The sequence below is a fragment of the Nostoc sp. genome, from assembly GCF_036917755.1.
Taxonomy (GTDB): domain Bacteria; phylum Cyanobacteriota; class Cyanobacteriia; order Cyanobacteriales; family Nostocaceae; genus Nostoc.
In genome coordinates, this window is the sequence record NZ_JBALFC010000047.1 from 13,887 (window position 1) to 28,580 (window position 14,694).

General features: G+C 42.7%; 14 protein-coding genes. 11 read left to right on the top strand and 3 right to left on the bottom strand.

Annotated features, from left to right (window positions below; genetic code table 11):
• Positions 1-36: 36 nt before the first annotated feature.
• The 3 genes from V7L05_RS11550 to V7L05_RS11560 all read right to left on the bottom strand — a co-directional run bounded on the left by V7L05_RS11550 (position 37) and on the right by V7L05_RS11560 (position 5,440).
• Positions 37-3,681, bottom strand: coding sequence for a response regulator (locus V7L05_RS11550; protein WP_335164288.1), 3,645 nt, complete (start codon positions 3,679-3,681; stop codon positions 37-39).
• Positions 3,682-4,191: 510 nt separating this feature from the next.
• Positions 4,192-5,103 carry a general stress protein gene (locus tag V7L05_RS11555; protein WP_335164289.1) on the bottom strand — a complete coding sequence of 304 codons (912 nt, stop codon included), beginning with the start codon at positions 5,101-5,103 and terminating at the stop codon, positions 4,192-4,194.
• Positions 5,104-5,161: 58 nt separating this feature from the next.
• A complete protein-coding gene (locus V7L05_RS11560) occupies positions 5,162-5,440 on the bottom strand; it encodes a GlsB/YeaQ/YmgE family stress response membrane protein (RefSeq protein WP_335164290.1) in 279 nt (92 codons plus the stop codon).
• Between the two features lie 307 nt (positions 5,441-5,747).
• Between V7L05_RS11560 and V7L05_RS11565 the strand changes: the two genes are divergently transcribed.
• From V7L05_RS11565 to V7L05_RS11615, 11 genes are all read left to right on the top strand, one after another.
• Positions 5,748-5,966 (top strand): hypothetical protein, encoded by a 219-nt coding sequence (locus V7L05_RS11565; RefSeq protein ID WP_335164291.1) that lies wholly within the window; start codon positions 5,748-5,750, stop codon positions 5,964-5,966.
• Positions 5,967-6,055: 89 nt separating this feature from the next.
• The gene (argS, locus tag V7L05_RS11570; RefSeq protein ID WP_335164292.1) at positions 6,056-7,819 is read left to right on the top strand and encodes an arginine--tRNA ligase; all 1,764 of its coding nucleotides are present in this window, start codon (positions 6,056-6,058) and stop codon (positions 7,817-7,819) included.
• A 77-nt stretch (positions 7,820-7,896) separates the two neighbouring features.
• The gene (locus V7L05_RS11575) at positions 7,897-8,460 is read left to right on the top strand and encodes a Uma2 family endonuclease (RefSeq protein ID WP_335164293.1); all 564 of its coding nucleotides are present in this window, start codon (positions 7,897-7,899) and stop codon (positions 8,458-8,460) included.
• Between the two features lie 37 nt (positions 8,461-8,497).
• Positions 8,498-8,998, top strand: a complete 501-nt coding sequence (locus V7L05_RS11580) for a cobalamin biosynthesis protein (protein WP_335164294.1) — start codon at positions 8,498-8,500, stop codon at positions 8,996-8,998.
• A 354-nt stretch (positions 8,999-9,352) separates the two neighbouring features.
• Positions 9,353-10,039 (top strand): magnesium protoporphyrin IX methyltransferase, encoded by a 687-nt coding sequence (gene bchM / locus V7L05_RS11585; protein WP_335164295.1) that lies wholly within the window; start codon positions 9,353-9,355, stop codon positions 10,037-10,039.
• An 18-nt stretch (positions 10,040-10,057) separates the two neighbouring features.
• On the top strand, positions 10,058-10,276 hold the full coding sequence (locus V7L05_RS11590) for a hypothetical protein (RefSeq protein WP_335164296.1): 219 nt from the start codon (positions 10,058-10,060) through the stop codon (positions 10,274-10,276).
• A 176-nt stretch (positions 10,277-10,452) separates the two neighbouring features.
• Positions 10,453-10,932, top strand: a complete 480-nt coding sequence (locus V7L05_RS11595; RefSeq protein ID WP_335164297.1) for a hypothetical protein — start codon at positions 10,453-10,455, stop codon at positions 10,930-10,932.
• Positions 10,933-11,017: 85 nt separating this feature from the next.
• A complete protein-coding gene (locus tag V7L05_RS11600) occupies positions 11,018-11,398 on the top strand; it encodes a DUF423 domain-containing protein (protein WP_335164298.1) in 381 nt (126 codons plus the stop codon).
• A 562-nt stretch (positions 11,399-11,960) separates the two neighbouring features.
• Positions 11,961-12,155 (top strand): hypothetical protein, encoded by a 195-nt coding sequence (locus V7L05_RS11605; protein WP_335164299.1) that lies wholly within the window; start codon positions 11,961-11,963, stop codon positions 12,153-12,155.
• A 94-nt stretch (positions 12,156-12,249) separates the two neighbouring features.
• Positions 12,250-13,134, top strand: a complete 885-nt coding sequence (locus tag V7L05_RS11610) for a pirin family protein (protein ID WP_335164300.1) — start codon at positions 12,250-12,252, stop codon at positions 13,132-13,134.
• A 347-nt stretch (positions 13,135-13,481) separates the two neighbouring features.
• The gene (locus tag V7L05_RS11615) at positions 13,482-14,645 is read left to right on the top strand and encodes an LLM class flavin-dependent oxidoreductase (RefSeq protein WP_335164301.1); all 1,164 of its coding nucleotides are present in this window, start codon (positions 13,482-13,484) and stop codon (positions 14,643-14,645) included.
• The last annotated feature ends 49 nt before the right edge of the window (positions 14,646-14,694 follow it).

Here is a 14,694-nt window from a genome sequence, read left to right on the forward strand (position 1 = left end):
TTGGCTCTGCATGGGAACGAGAGACTCCCTACTTCCTTACCGATATAGCCAAACCCGGAGTAGTGAAAGCAGTTGCTCAGTATCTACAGGTTTGGTGATGTAGTCAGAAGCTCCAGCTTCGATGCACTTTTCCTTGTCGCCTGGCATGGCTTTGGCAGTTAAAGCAATGATTGGTAGTGAGCGAAACTGTTGTTGCTGACGGATGGCGCGGGTGGTTTCGTAACCATCCATTTCCGGCATCATGATATCCATCAAAACTATATTAATCTCAGGATTAGCTTCCAGCCTCTCGATGCCATCTCTACCATTTTCGGCAAACAGCACTTGCATTTGATAGCTTTCTAAAAAGCTGGTGAGAGCAAAAATATTTCGGAGGTCATCATCTACAATCAAAATTTTCCGATTAGCTAGCACCGGATCAGTTTGATGTAGTTGCTCTAGCATTTGACGCTTTGGTGGGGGCAAATTTGCTTGCACCCGATGCAAAAACAGGGCAGTTTCGTCTAACAATCGCTCTGGCGATCGCACATTTTTAATGATAATTGTCTCTGCTAGTCCCCGCAGTTGGGTTTCTTCTTGTCGGCTGAGTTCTTTGCCGGTATAAACGATGATCGGCAGTTTCAAAAGTCTGGGTTCAAGCTTGATCTGCTCAATGAGTGCAAACCCGCTCATATCCGGCAGACCGAGATCCAATACCATACAATCAAAGTGATGCGATCGCAAAATCGAGAGCGCTTCTGCCCCCGTACCCACTGCTGTACTCTGGACATCACTATTACCGATCAGTTCGATAATACTTTGGGCTTGTACGGGATCATCTTCGACGATTAAGAGAGTTCTTACCTGACGCTCAATAAAGCCTTTAATCTCAGTCAATACTTGAGTTAGCGCTTCTGGAGAAACGGGTTTTTGCAGATAGGTAATTGCTCCTAGATGTAATCCCCGTTGCTGTCTTTCATCAACAGAAAGTATATGTACTGGGATATGTCTGGTATCTGGCTTGTGTTTCAGACGATCCAGCACCGTCCAACCATCCATCTCTGGCATGTGGATATCTAGCATAATCGCATTGGGTTTAAACTGTTGCGCCAGTGCTAAACCTTGTTTGCTCTGTAAAGCAACGATGGTTTTAAAGCCCTGCTGACGTGCCATATCTAGTAAGATGCGGGCGAATTTATCGTCATCTTCGATAATTAGCAAAATGCGATCGCCCGGTTGAATTATTTCCCGATCATCTGGAATTTCGTTTGGGAAGCTACTAAGTATTTTCGCGGGTGGAGAGGTATCTACTGTTCTGGCTCTGTTTTCGACCATTGACACTTCTTTGATGGTCGATGCCGTGCGGATAGAGGTGATTGCCTCAGAGGGTAGTATGGTGAGAGTATTTTGACCATTCTTTTCCAGTCGCCTGGGCAAGTAAAGGGTGAAGGTGCTTCCCTTTCCTGGTTGGCTGACTAGTTCAATTCTCCCTCCCAACAGTTGAGCTAGTTCGCGGCTGATGGACAAGCCCAAACCAGTCCCCCCATACTTGCGGCTGGTGGTGCCATCTGCCTGCTGAAATGCCTCGAAAATAATCTTCTGCTTCTCGGCTGGAATGCCTATACCCGTGTCGCTAACTGCAAAAGCAATCATGGGATTATCAACTTCGGCTGCCTCAGTTGCCATGCTAATTTGTAAGTTCACGCCTCCTTCTTCGGTAAACTTAAAGGCGTTAGCCAGGAGATTTTTCAGCACTTGTTGCAGGCGTTTGGAGTCGTTAGAAATTGTCGAGGGTAACTTCTCATCCAGTTCAATAGTAAAATTGAGTTTTTTATTCTGGGCAACTTCCCGGAAAGTCTGCTCTAGAGATGTCTGCAAATCTGCAAAATAAATTTGCTCAATATCGAGCGACATAGTACCCGACTCAATTTTTGCCAAATCTAGAATGTCATTGATCAACTCTAGCAAATCAGTTCCAGCCGAGTAAATAGTCCGGCTATACTCAACCTGTTTGTCGGTCAAGTTGCTAAGAGAGTTATCTGCTAGCAGCCTTGCTAAAATTAACAGGCTATTTAGCGGTGTCCGCAACTCGTGGGACATATTCGCCAGAAATTCTGACTTATATTTGGAAGACAACGCCAGTTGTTCAGCTTTTTCTTCCAAAGATTGCCTCGCCCGCTCAACTTGCTGGTTCTTGCGGGCAACTTCCTGATTTTGAACTTCTAACAATTCTGCCTTTTCTTCTAACTCCTCATTTAATTGTTGTAATTCTTCGTTAGACTGCTTGACAAGAAATTGTGATTCCTCTAACTCGTGCGCCTGTTCTTCCAGGCGTTGATTGCTCTGCTGTAGTTCTTCTTGCTGGCTTTGCAATTCCTCTGTTAAAGTAACAGACTCTTCAAGTAGTTGCTGGGTTTGCACTTGTGAGGTGATATTATTTAAAAATACACCCAGATTTTCACTCAATTGCTCTAGAAATGTTAGGTGTAACTCGTTAAAAGACGCAAAAGAGGCAAGTTCAATTACGGCATTTACCTGCGTCTCAAATAGTATGGGCAGCACAATAATATTTAGCGGTGGTGCTTCTCCCAAGCCGGAACTGATGCGGATATAGTCATTAGGAACTTCTGTGAGCAGGATTCTTTGTTTTTCTAGGGCGGATTGTCCCACCAATCCCTCACCCAAGCGAAACTGATTTGCCAGATTTTTCCGCTCTTTATAAGCATAACTACTCAACAACTTCAGTACAGGCTGGTCGTCTATTGAGTCCATTAGATAAAAAACGCCTTGGGATGCTCCAACCAGTGGTGCTAAATTCGACAAGATCAGGCGAGATACACTTTCCAGATTTCGCTGCCCTTGAAGCATCTGGGTAAATTCAGCTAAGTTTGATTTTAGCCAGTTTTGCTCCTCATTTTTTTGAGTTGTGTTTCGCAAATTAACGATCATCTGGTTGAAGGTGCGCGTCAACACACCAATTTCATCCAGGCGATCGCTATCTGGTAAACTCACCGATAAATCCCCATCCGCCATTTTTTCTGCCAAATCAGAAACTTGCTTGAGCGGTACTGAGATATTTCGGGTCAGGGCAAACCCGATCAAAGCTAAGATCAAAGAAAATAAAGGAATACTATAGACAATATTGGCGATCGTTTGCTGGGCAGCTGCTCGTGCCTTACCAGAGCGCTTTTCCAGCAATGTATTCTCCTCAGTTTTCATGGTCTGGATAACTTTGCGGATTTCACCCATTAGCTGCTTGCCCCGGTCTGTCAGAACGACCTTCTGAGAAGCTTCAAAGCCTTGGTTCTGGCGCAAGTCAATAGTTTCTTTAAGTTCAGCCAGCTTTTGATCGATTAATGGCTGTAAAATATCAAGCCGACTCTGTTGATTGGGGTTATCTGCTGTTAACCTTTGAAGTTCCTTGACTTTTTGATTCAGTACTTGAATGGCAGCGTTATAAGGTTCTAAATAACGCTCTTCTCCAGTAATAATGTAACCACGTTGCCCAGTTTCAGCATTTGTCAGTTGCAAGTTGAGGTCTTCAAGCTGACTTAACACTTGGTAGGTATGGCTTTCTTGGCGCGAAGTTTCGATTAGATCGTTGGTGCTTTGGTAGGAGATTAGACCAATGGTGGTCAGAGTTGCCAAACTCAAAGCAAAACTTACTCCAATCTTGGTTCCAATCTTCAAACGGTTCAACATTATTCCAGGCAACTATTCAAATTATTTCTGTTTTTGAGACTTTTCTGATTATGTTTTAACTATCCAAAACAAATCTATAATATTTCGTTTACGTAGGATATGTCTAGTTTTTTGCACACCAGACATTATTATATATATCCTAGTATATTTAAAAATGTAACGCTATTTTAAATAACAAGTATATAAATAAATTTTTTCTCTAACATTTTGATAATTTTTTCACAAATTTTAATAGACAGCAGAAATTATTACAAAATAAGCAACCAGCTTATTTTGTAATTGAATCTAGCGGTGGATAATTAAAAATTTGTTATTAGATTATAAATTTAACATCGGGCTTTACTAAAAAATGGTGGTTTTTATGAGCGCAGTAATTGACCTAGCAAGACCAAAATTCTGCAATCAAGAATTCAACCTCATTTTATATTACTAAATATAGTGGCTTTTGCGGTTGGATATGACATCAATGCTATTGTACATCACTATATAGATCAACCCTATTAAGATTAACTAGGAGTTCGTAATAATCTGGCGATCGCTTCTAGCCGCATCAAGTTCAGATTGGCTATAGATCCCAAAATGTTGAATCTTGTGACTCTCTAAAATAGCTCTTGCACCGGCGATGTAGATATCAGTACTATTTAGAACTAATAGGTAATTGCCAAGGGTCACTTGATGTTGATAATATCTGGCTATATCGTCAGGAATACCTAAATTAGTGTAGTTATCTTTGGAACTGCTAATATCTACCTCTGTAATACCACTCAGGCTATTTGTATCCTTAGCAATCACCGACACTTGACTCATGGCAAAGCCAGCAGTTTTCAGTTCAGTAAGCGCTCTTTGTGTGTCTTGGCGCGTAGAAAAAACACCAACTGCATTTTTATAGCGACTATTTGGGGTCGAGTATGGCTCATAAATAACCCACTGTTGAATATTACAGCGATTAAAAATGCTCTTAGCAAGACGAATTTCTATGTCTATCCCGGTTACAATCACCAAATAGTAACCTTTACAAACTAGATCACTGTAACCCTGTGCTTGCTCTTTAGGAATTCCTAAAGCTAGCAACACACTATGCAAATCACCTGCGGTTACATTGATCGCACCACCTGCTAAAGTGGTAGCGATCGCTATTGCTTCTGCTCCGGCTAGGATGACTCGGCCTATATCAGGAATTACCCAGAGGACTAAACCGACTAATAAGCCAGTAATCTCTCCAGCAGTATCTTTTGAGGATATATTGCCAGTGCTATCTTTGACTTCAACACTAGCAATATCATTTTGTTCTTCTGCATCCCGTGCAATTAGGGAAACTTTGTGCATTGGAAAATTAGCAGCTTTTAGTTCCTCAAGTGCCAATTGTGCATCCAAACATCTAGCGAAAACTCCTATAGTTCTTCGCTCTTTTTCTAATGTCATTTTATCGGTTTATTGCAGCTAGAAGTGATTCCCAAAAGTGTTAGCTAATTTGAGGTTATTACACAGCCCGACGAGTCAGTACACCCCAAAGGAAAATCAGTAGCATAGCACCAAGAACAGCAAATAAAATGCTTCCAAGGGAAAAAGCTCCTACAGATGCGGCGGCTGCCGAACTACTTCCTAGCAAAGTTTGACCCAAATAACCCCCGACAACGGCTCCAAGGATTCCCAAAACAATGGTGGAGACAATACCGCCACCTTGGGTTCCTGGATAAAAGACCTTAGCTAACGCACCTGCAATTAAACCCAAAACCAGCCAAGCAATAATGTTACCCATTGAATTTTTCCTTACGTGAAAATCTGCTTTGTTTGCTTTTGACTTTTTTATCTTAAAGTTTGGCGATAAAATTTCTGATCTATCTAGAGAATTAATACCAGAAATCTTTAGATATCATTTTAAGATTCACTAGGTCGTCTTTGAGGATGAATATATGAATTAGTGAATTTACCAAACCAGGGAAACTTAAAAAATGGCTTGTGTATTTTACTTTCCTTGAAATCTGCTGTAATTTGTTGCACCAAACTAGATCATTTGATTTGCTGTTGTGTGTATCAAGTTGTAATCGGACGGTGGGTAAATACCTTTGTATAACTTTAACGGCTTAAAGCTTTTCGAGGAAAGTAGTGAGAATAGTTCTTTTTTGATTTCTTTAGATTGGCATCCGTGGTACGTGCTTTTGCTGCCGCAAGTCTGGATTACCTTTGTATGGCAGACGTTTTGCACCAACGATGTATCACTAGGAACATCTGCTTCCATGCTTTTAGATTACAAGCAAATGGAAATTTCTGTTGCGATCGCCTGATGAATCGAGCGGCTCAAAATGAAATGCTAAAGTGAATAATCAAGCTTTTCCAGAGCTACATTACCCTGATCACAGATAAAATTTATATTATGAACGCTACACAAGAAAAACTAAAACTTCAGCTTGAGCAGGCAATAGTTGCGGCTTTTGGCGCTGACTTCGCTGGATTAGATCCAATTTTGGTTCCTGCTAGCAATCCTAAATTTGGTGATTATCAGGCGAATGTGGCTTTATCCCTGAGTAAAAAGAAAGGATTGCAACCAAGAGCGATCGCAGCTGCGATCGTTGATAAATTAGATGTATCCGAAATCTGCGAAGCACCGGAAATCGCTGGGCCAGGCTTTATCAATCTGAAACTAAAAACAGCATACTTAGAAGCGCAACTAAACGCGATTCAAGCTGATTCCAGACTGGGAGTTCCAGCCGCGAAAACGCCGAAGCGGGAAATTGTGGATTTTTCTAGTCCGAATATTGCCAAAGAAATGCACGTCGGACACTTGCGTTCTACGATTATTGGTGATTCCATCGCCCGAATTTTAGAATTCCAAGGACACGATGTGCTGCGGTTAAATCATGTAGGTGATTGGGGTACGCAGTTTGGGATGTTAATCGCCTATCTCCGGGAAGTCTACCCAGACGCGCTTACCACCGCGAATGCTTTAGATATTGGTGATTTAGTCTCTTTTTACCGTAAAGCCAAACTGCGGTTTGATACAGATGCAGCTTTTCAAGAGACAGCACGCCAAGAAGTCGTCAGATTACAAGCAGGCGCAGAAGATACACTCCATGCTTGGAAACTACTGTGTGAACAATCACGGCGGGAGTTTCAAATAATTTATGAGTTGCTGGATATCAAGTTAACTGAACGCGGAGAATCTTTCTACAACTCTTTATTATCTGGCGTTGTGGAAGATTTAGAAAAATCTGGGTTACTGGTAGAAAACCAGGGGGCAAAATGCGTTTTCTTGGAAGGGTTTACAAATAGAGAAGGTGAACCTTTGCCCTTAATTGTGCAGAAATCAGATGGCGGTTATAACTACGCCACTACAGATTTAGCATCCCTCCGCTACCGAATTCAGCAGGATCAAGCAAAGCGGATAATTTATGTAACCGATGCTGGACAAGGAAACCACTTTGCCCAATTCTTCCAGGTAGCACGCAAAGCCGGGTGGATTCCCGATGATGTGGAATTAGTGCATATTCCCTTTGGGTTGGTGTTAGGAGAAGACGGTAAAAAACTCAAAACTCGTTCTGGGGATACTGTACGGTTGCGGGATTTATTAGATGAAGCTGTTTCTCGTGCCCATGCTGACTTAAAAACTAGATTACAAGAAGAAGAACGCCAAGAAACTGAAGAATTTATTAATGAAGTTGCTAGGGTAGTTGGAATCAGTGCAGTTAAGTATGCAGACTTAAGCCAAAATCGCACCAGTAACTATATCTTCAGTTACGACAAAATGCTAGATTTCAAAGGTAATACTGCACCCTATATGCTGTATGCTTATGCCCGGGTTCAGGGGATTAGCCGCAAGGGTGATATTAACTTTAAGGAGTTGGGAAACAATGCCGTTCTGTTAGAGCATGAAACAGAATTAGCGCTGGCAAAATATTTACTTCAACTGGATGAAGTTGTTAGTAGTGTAGGGCAAGACTTGCTGCCCAATCGTTTATGTGAGTATTTGTATGAACTGAGTAAAAAGTTTAATCAGTTTTATGATCGGAATCAGGGAGTTCAGGTGTTGGAGGCGGAGGAACCGCAACGAACATCTCGCTTGATTTTATGTGATTTGACTGCTAGAACCCTGAAGTTGGGACTATCTTTGTTGGGAATTCAGGTATTGGAGAGGATGTAATACTAATTCGTAATTCGTAATTCGTAATTCGTAATTGGTGGAGTTGTCAGAGGGCGTTTTGTTGGAGGCGATCGCAAATGGTACGGACACCATCTAAAAACATAACTTTGGCGGAGTTTCTAATGCTACCAGAAACGAAGCCCGCTAGCGAGTACATCAATGGTGAAATTATTCAAAAACCTATGGCACAGGGAGAGCATAGCACTATTCAAGGTGAACTCATTATTACTGTTAATGCTGTCTTGAAACCTCAAAGAGTTGCACGAGCATATCCAGAACTGCGGTGTACATTTGGTGGCAGATCAATTGTCCCGGATGTAGCGGTATTTACTTGGGAAAGAATACCTCGTAAAGAAAATGGCAGGGTAGCAAATATATTTTTAGCCGCTCCCGATTGGACTATCGAGATTCTATCGCCTGATCAAAGACAAACGAAAGTTACAAAAAATATTTTACATTGCCTGAATTATGAAACACAAATGGGTTGGCTGATTGATCCAGAAGAACAAACCGTATTTGTGTACATCCGCAATCAACAGCCAGTCATGTTCGATGAATTAGAAGCTTTACTCCCTGTGCCAGATTTTGCAAGTGAGTTGAGGTTGACAGTAGGAGATTTATTTGGTTGGCTGTTGGAGTAAACCAAACCCTGACGAACTAAGTAAGAAAATACATCAAGTGCAACAGGTTTTATGGGTAGGAATTGGTTGTAAACGGGGAACCTCATGGCAGTTGATTGATCGGGCCATTGAGCAAATATTTCGAGAAAATCAACTTATTCAACGTGCGATCGCAGGTCTTGCTACCATTGACACTAAAGCCTCGGAAGTTGGTTTAGTAGAACTTTGCAACCTCCGCAATTTGCCCCTAAAAACCTTTTCTGCCCAAATCCTTCGCTCTGTCTGTGTCCCCAACCCTGCCACAATTACCGACCACAAAGTAGGTACACCTAGCGTAGCAGAAGCAGCTGCTATTCTTGCAGCCGCTCAACTCACATCGTTGACTGTTTTCCCATTTACAAGCATAGAGGAATTGCAGGTGAGATTCTTAGTTCCTAAACAAATTTTCCGACTACAAGGGCAGCCAGGAGCGGTAACACTAGCTGTTGCTCAAGCCTCAAATATTATGAGTATTACCGAAGAAGAATTCAGAATTCAGGAGCCAATACGCTTGGGTTAAGCTAAAACTCTTTGTGAAAGTTAATTTTTTTTAACCAACCGCAGAGGCGCAGAGAACACAGAGAGAAGGAAGAAATACTTAACTGAACTGTATTCATTCAGGAGCCAGAATTTAGAATGGATATAAACTCAGAGTTACTGTTGGCAATTGTGTTCGTGATTGAGAAATTATTCCTAAAACAGCCTATGCTGAAGAATTAAGCGATCGTGTTCAATACTTACCTTTGTAAGGCTCGTGGAGAACATAAGATGGAAACGAAAAGTGCAAATAAACTGTAAAAATCTAGAAGAGCGCTCTTATGGGTTCCTATCAATGATAATTTTAAGGATTGGGAACCCCTAAAAATCAAAGTTTATGAACGCAGCCGACGACAAAACGATTGTTCGCGAGTATTTCAATTCCACAGGATTTGACCGTTGGAAGCGAATCTACGGCGATGGCGAAGTCAACAAAGTCCAACTAGACATCCGCAATGGACACCAGCAAACCGTGGATACAGTTCTCGGCTGGCTGAAGGCTGATAACAATTTACCAGAGCTATCAATCTGCGATGCTGGGTGTGGTGTCGGTAGTCTCAGCATCCCCCTGGCGGTAGATGGTGCCAAAGTCTATGCCACCGATATTTCTGAAAAAATGGTCGAAGAAGGCAAGGATAGAGCCAAACAAACCTTGCCAAATGCCGAAAATCCCACTTTTGCCGTGCAGGATTTGGAATCGTTGAGTGGTAGTTACCATACCGTTATTTGCTTGGATGTTCTCATCCACTACCCCCAAGAAAAAGCCGATGAGATGATTTCTCACCTCTGTTCTTTGGCACAGTCGCGGATAATTCTCAGTTTTGCACCGAAGACCTGCGCCCTAAGTATACTCAAGAAAATTGGCAGTTTCTTTCCTGGCCCAAGTAAAGCCACTCGTGCATATTTGCATCGTGAGGCTGATGTGGTGAAAATTTTAGAAAGTAATGGCTTTTCATTGCAGCGAGAGTCTATGACTCGGACTCGTTTTTATTTTTCCCGCCTACTGGAAGCTACACGTAAGTGAAGTTAAAATCGCAGCAAGATGAATACTATCCTTATATCTTGCACCAGGCGACTGGAAGTCACGCGCCAGGTGCAACAAGAGTGGCTCGCCGGACGCCAGTCGCCTCAAGTCGGGAAACCTGCCCACAGCGCTGGCTCCCCAACGCACTGGCTTGGCTACACAGGCAAAACCCACCTCCGTGGGTTAAAAACCCTTGATTTCCTCTTAGTCCACGGACGTGGACGAGAGTTTGTATAGCCGCGATTTCTAATCGCTAGGGCTAGGTGCAAGATGAATACTATACCTTTGCTGCGATTTGATAATCTTAAGGCTGAAGCGCTTACAAAGCTATCATCAGGAGTAGATTGATATACTAGATCCTTTGCGAAAGTCAGGTTAAAATCGCTAGCAAAGTGTAAATCTAAAGTGGAACTATGAAAACTGCTGAAAAATTAGCTGCCGGTTGGCTACTGACACTCGGATTCATGTTTTTAACGCTATCAGCAACAGCGACATTGGAAAAATTTGCTGCACGTAAAATATACATACCAGTGCAAGATGCGGATACTTTTACCGCACCAAATGCTACTTATGAAGATGATAATAGTGCTATTGGTGGTCTAATTTTTGGCGTTCCTACTCTAACACTGGGTACATGGTTAGCATTGGGATTATACCGTCAAAGCCGACAGGAAAAAAAGGCGCTTAATCAACAAGTTAGCGATCGCCTGCAATCAATTTTTTATGAGATGCTACAAGAAAATCAGGGGCGCGTAACTGTTTTAGGGTTTGCAATGCAGTCACAACTACCCGCAGCCAACGCCAGACAATATTTAGATGAAAAAGCTAAAGAATTCAATGCAAACTTTAAGGTGAACGAAGAAGGGGCTATATCATATCATTTTGATGTCTAATTGCCATTTGTCATTTGCCATTTGTTATTCACTAATCACCAATGACCAATGACCAATGACGATCTTAAACTTACAGCTATGTCTAATGACGCAGATTTTTTTGAGCGTAGCTGCCATTTTAGGCGGTTTGTCAGTTGCTGCTGGGGCTTTTGCTACCCATGCCTTGCGGGAAAAAATTAGTGAGCGATCCCTAGAAATTTTTGAAACTGGCGCTCGTTACCAAATGTATCATGCTCTGGCACTTTTTCTCGTAGCATTACTAATTAGTCGCACCGAATTTCCTCAACCCACTCTCGTAGCCAGTGGATGGCTGTTTATCACTGGGATTGCTATTTTCTCAGGCAGCTTGTATGTCCTTAGCTTAACTGGTATTAAATCCTTGGGAGCGATCGCACCACTAGGCGGCACAGCCTTGATTGCTGGTTGGGGTGCTTTAGCTTTTGCTGCTTGGAGTTTGAAGTTGTAAAAAAGTTAGGAGTTAGGAGTTAGGAGTTAGGAGTGGGTACAGACGCGATTAATCGCGTCTGTACTGAGTTAGGAGTTAGGAGTTAAAAACTCTTAGAGGATGTTTGAAAAGTATTTTTGGTAACATCTAAGCCTCCCAAACCTAACCCCCCTAGCCCCCCTCCCGAAGAGCGGGGAGCAGGGTGGTTTCATACAACGAGAGAAAAATGATAATACCTATAAAGGGTATTAAAACATCTACGGTGGGAGAATCTTTCGAGTTAAGTTGCTCCTTATGGGGACAAATTGACCCAGCAGAAGAAGATGCACAAGGGACGACATAATTTCTATTTCAACAAGCAAAGAATTCAGTCAAGTCAGCTGCAATACCAGTAATTAAAACTTCTAATCATCAAATGAATAAAGCCAAAATGTACGGTTCTTCAGTATTTATTATGCTAAATTATTAGTTACGAATCCAAAACGATATTAAAAAATAGAAATCAACACCAGAACTTTTAACTTCTGGTGTAGCACTTAGAATTGCAAACCCTAATATTTGTAAAGGTTTTTGAAATATCAGGATGGCAAGTCCTAATATCAGCGCTAAAATTCCATGCTGTAAACCAATCAGTAATGCCGATTGGTTATCTTTACGCCAGCGATCGCGTCGCTCGAATGACCCGATTAAATTTGCTCATTCTGCTGATGGATGGGCGATAGAGTGCGCCATACAAAGGTGGATGAGCAATTTCCTTTGTATGGCGCAGTGTTGTTAAGATTAAACCTACTTGATGCTCAACTCCCGCCAATAACTTTTCCGTTTAGTAAACTTATAATAATTTTAACTTCACCCGTTACCCCCTATGACTTATGGCAACACTTCAACTGATTGAACCATTAGCCAAAGATTTAGGCGGTTTTTTTGTTCGCCGCAGTTTGCCATACCCTGATCGCCAAATGGTCGGGCCGTTTATTTTTTTCGATCATTTTGGTCCGTCCGTTTTGCCGACTAACAAAGGAATTGATGTACGACCACATCCTCATATCAATCTGGCAACGCTAACTTACTTATTTGATGGTGCTATAATGCACCGCGATAGTTTAGGTACTGTACAGGAAATTCAATCGGGTGCAGTAAACTGGATGACGGCGGGTAAGGGGATTGTACATTCAGAACGCTCTCCCGACAGTGACCGTTACAATGAAGCCACCATTCATGGCATTCAAACCTGGATTGCTTTGCCGATTGAACATGAAGAAACCGAGCCTTGGTTCACTCATTATCCTGCCCAAACCCTTCCCACCTGGGAAGAGAATGGCGTTACCATCAAACTTATTGCTGGAGAAGCATACGGTTATACCTCTCCTGTGAAAGTTTTTTCACCCATCCTCTATTTAGATGGGGTGTTGTCTGTCAATGCTCACTTCACTATTCCTGCTATTTATTCAGAAACAGCAGTATACAGTGTCACAGAGGGATTAAGCATTAACGATGAACCGCTAGAGGCACACCATCTCGCCATAGTACAGCCAGGTCATGAAATCAAGGTTTCTGCTGCTGCTGCTGCTCGGTGTATTGTGATTGGCGGTGAGCCATTGGGTACACGTTACAAATGGTGGAATTTTGTGTCTAGCCGACGGGAGCGAATAGAGCAGGCAAAAGCCGATTGGCGTGACGGTCGCTTTCCTAATATGCCAGATGAAACAGAGTTAGCTCCACTACCAGAAGTGGTGACAGAGGCTAATCCTTTATAATAGGCCCTCCCCTAAACCCGTTAACAGGTTTACTTGATTGTGCTCTGGGAGATAATTTACATTGATTGCGATATGTCAGTGAGTGGTGTAGGCGATCGCCTGAGTAGCTGTCTAATGAATTGTCGTTTCTGTCCCTTGGCAAATTGCTCCCGGGGCACAGGAGCAGAGAAGAAAAAGGATTTTCGGTACAAGCCCCGTATATTGTGGGCGGTACAACTTTTCCCCTCAGCAGGTTCTGCAACAAAAGTTTACAACGTGTCCCCTTCAGGCACATACCTTAGTGGATACCCCTTCAGCTATGAAACACGATAAGTTGGACAAATCAATGAGATGAAAATCACAAACCAATGCTCACCGAACCTCTAAAATCTGTTGCGATCCGAACAGCATTACCAAACGCTGAAGTTGCTTGGTTTGACGACCTTTGTGGGGGCGATACACAATATTTAGGTGTACTAGACAAAAAACGCCGGAGCAACTATGAACACTGCCGAAACATCATGCTGAACGCCGAGCGAATGGGCTTTGGTAATATACTGCTGCCGACCTCATACCTCGTTGGGCAGGAAGTGATTCCGTTTGCCTCTGCTATGGGTCCGCAAACTGAGAGCATCAATATGCTGACGGCTTTGCGGACAGGCGAAATTTTCCCGACCATGCTGGCGCGTCATATCGCTACCCTGGATCATATTCTCAAAGGTCGATTGACTATCAACATTATTAATTCCAATCTGCCTGGTGTAATAGAAAGTCCCGAACTGCGTTACAAACGATGCTGCGAAACTATTGAAATCCTCAAACAAGCCTGGACTAAGGAAAGTATTGATTTTGAAGGTGAAATCTATCAGGTCAAACTTGATACCACAGACCCGGTGAAGCCCTATCAGCAAAATGGCGGACCACTGCTATATTTTGGTGGCATTTCAGAGGGTTCAAAAGAGGTGTGTGCCAAATATTGCGATGTGTACCTGATGTGGCCGGAACCAGAAGAAAGCATTTACGCAACCATGCAGGACATGAGTTTTAGAGCAGCCAAATATGGTCGTCAGATTGACTTTGGTTTCCGTGTTCATGTTATTGTGCGCTCAACCCAAGAAGAAGCCCACGCCTGGGCACAGAGTCTGATGTCAAAATTTGATCCAGCTGGCTTCAACCTTAAAGAACGTACACAAGACCACAAATCTTTGGGTGTTTTACGGCAGGATGAGATCCGGGCAAAATCCACATCGGATTACTTAGAGCCTCTGTTGTGGGGTGGTATTGGTCGGGCGCGATCTGGCTGTGGGGCAGCATTGGTTGGTACACCAGAGCAAATTCTCTGGAAGATAAATCGTTATATGGATATGGGAATCAGGGCGTTCATCTTGTCAGGTTATCCTCTGATTGAAGAGTGTGAACTGTTTGGAAATCATGTTTTGCCACACCTGTCAACGGTCAAATTATCAATGGTTCAGGGACGTACACCTGTATCCGAGCCTGTGACTCCCTTGACCACGGCAGTACTGCGGTAGGGTAGATATGGCAGATATGACGAGATTATTCCCACGGAGTTTGAGGAGA

What these genes read in the sequence shown, in the direction of transcription:
- V7L05_RS11550 (WP_335164288.1), bottom strand. Translation starts at nt 3,681, where the DNA reads ATGTTGAACCGTTTGAAGATTGGAACCAAGATTGGAGTAAGTTTTGCT.
- V7L05_RS11555 (WP_335164289.1), bottom strand. Translation starts at nt 5,103, where the DNA reads ATGACATTAGAAAAAGAGCGAAGAACTATAGGAGTTTTCGCTAGATGT.
- V7L05_RS11560 (WP_335164290.1), bottom strand. Translation starts at nt 5,440, where the DNA reads ATGGGTAACATTATTGCTTGGCTGGTTTTGGGTTTAATTGCAGGTGCG.
- argS (WP_335164292.1), top strand. Translation starts at nt 6,056, where the DNA reads ATGAACGCTACACAAGAAAAACTAAAACTTCAGCTTGAGCAGGCAATA.
- V7L05_RS11575 (WP_335164293.1), top strand. Translation starts at nt 7,897, where the DNA reads ATGGTACGGACACCATCTAAAAACATAACTTTGGCGGAGTTTCTAATG.
- bchM (WP_335164295.1), top strand. Translation starts at nt 9,353, where the DNA reads ATGAACGCAGCCGACGACAAAACGATTGTTCGCGAGTATTTCAATTCC.
- V7L05_RS11590 (WP_335164296.1), top strand. Translation starts at nt 10,058, where the DNA reads ATGAATACTATCCTTATATCTTGCACCAGGCGACTGGAAGTCACGCGC.
- V7L05_RS11595 (WP_335164297.1), top strand. Translation starts at nt 10,453, where the DNA reads ATGAAAACTGCTGAAAAATTAGCTGCCGGTTGGCTACTGACACTCGGA.
- V7L05_RS11600 (WP_335164298.1), top strand. Translation starts at nt 11,018, where the DNA reads ATGACGCAGATTTTTTTGAGCGTAGCTGCCATTTTAGGCGGTTTGTCA.
- V7L05_RS11605 (WP_335164299.1), top strand. Translation starts at nt 11,961, where the DNA reads ATGGCAAGTCCTAATATCAGCGCTAAAATTCCATGCTGTAAACCAATC.
- V7L05_RS11610 (WP_335164300.1), top strand. Translation starts at nt 12,250, where the DNA reads ATGGCAACACTTCAACTGATTGAACCATTAGCCAAAGATTTAGGCGGT.
- V7L05_RS11615 (WP_335164301.1), top strand. Translation starts at nt 13,482, where the DNA reads ATGCTCACCGAACCTCTAAAATCTGTTGCGATCCGAACAGCATTACCA.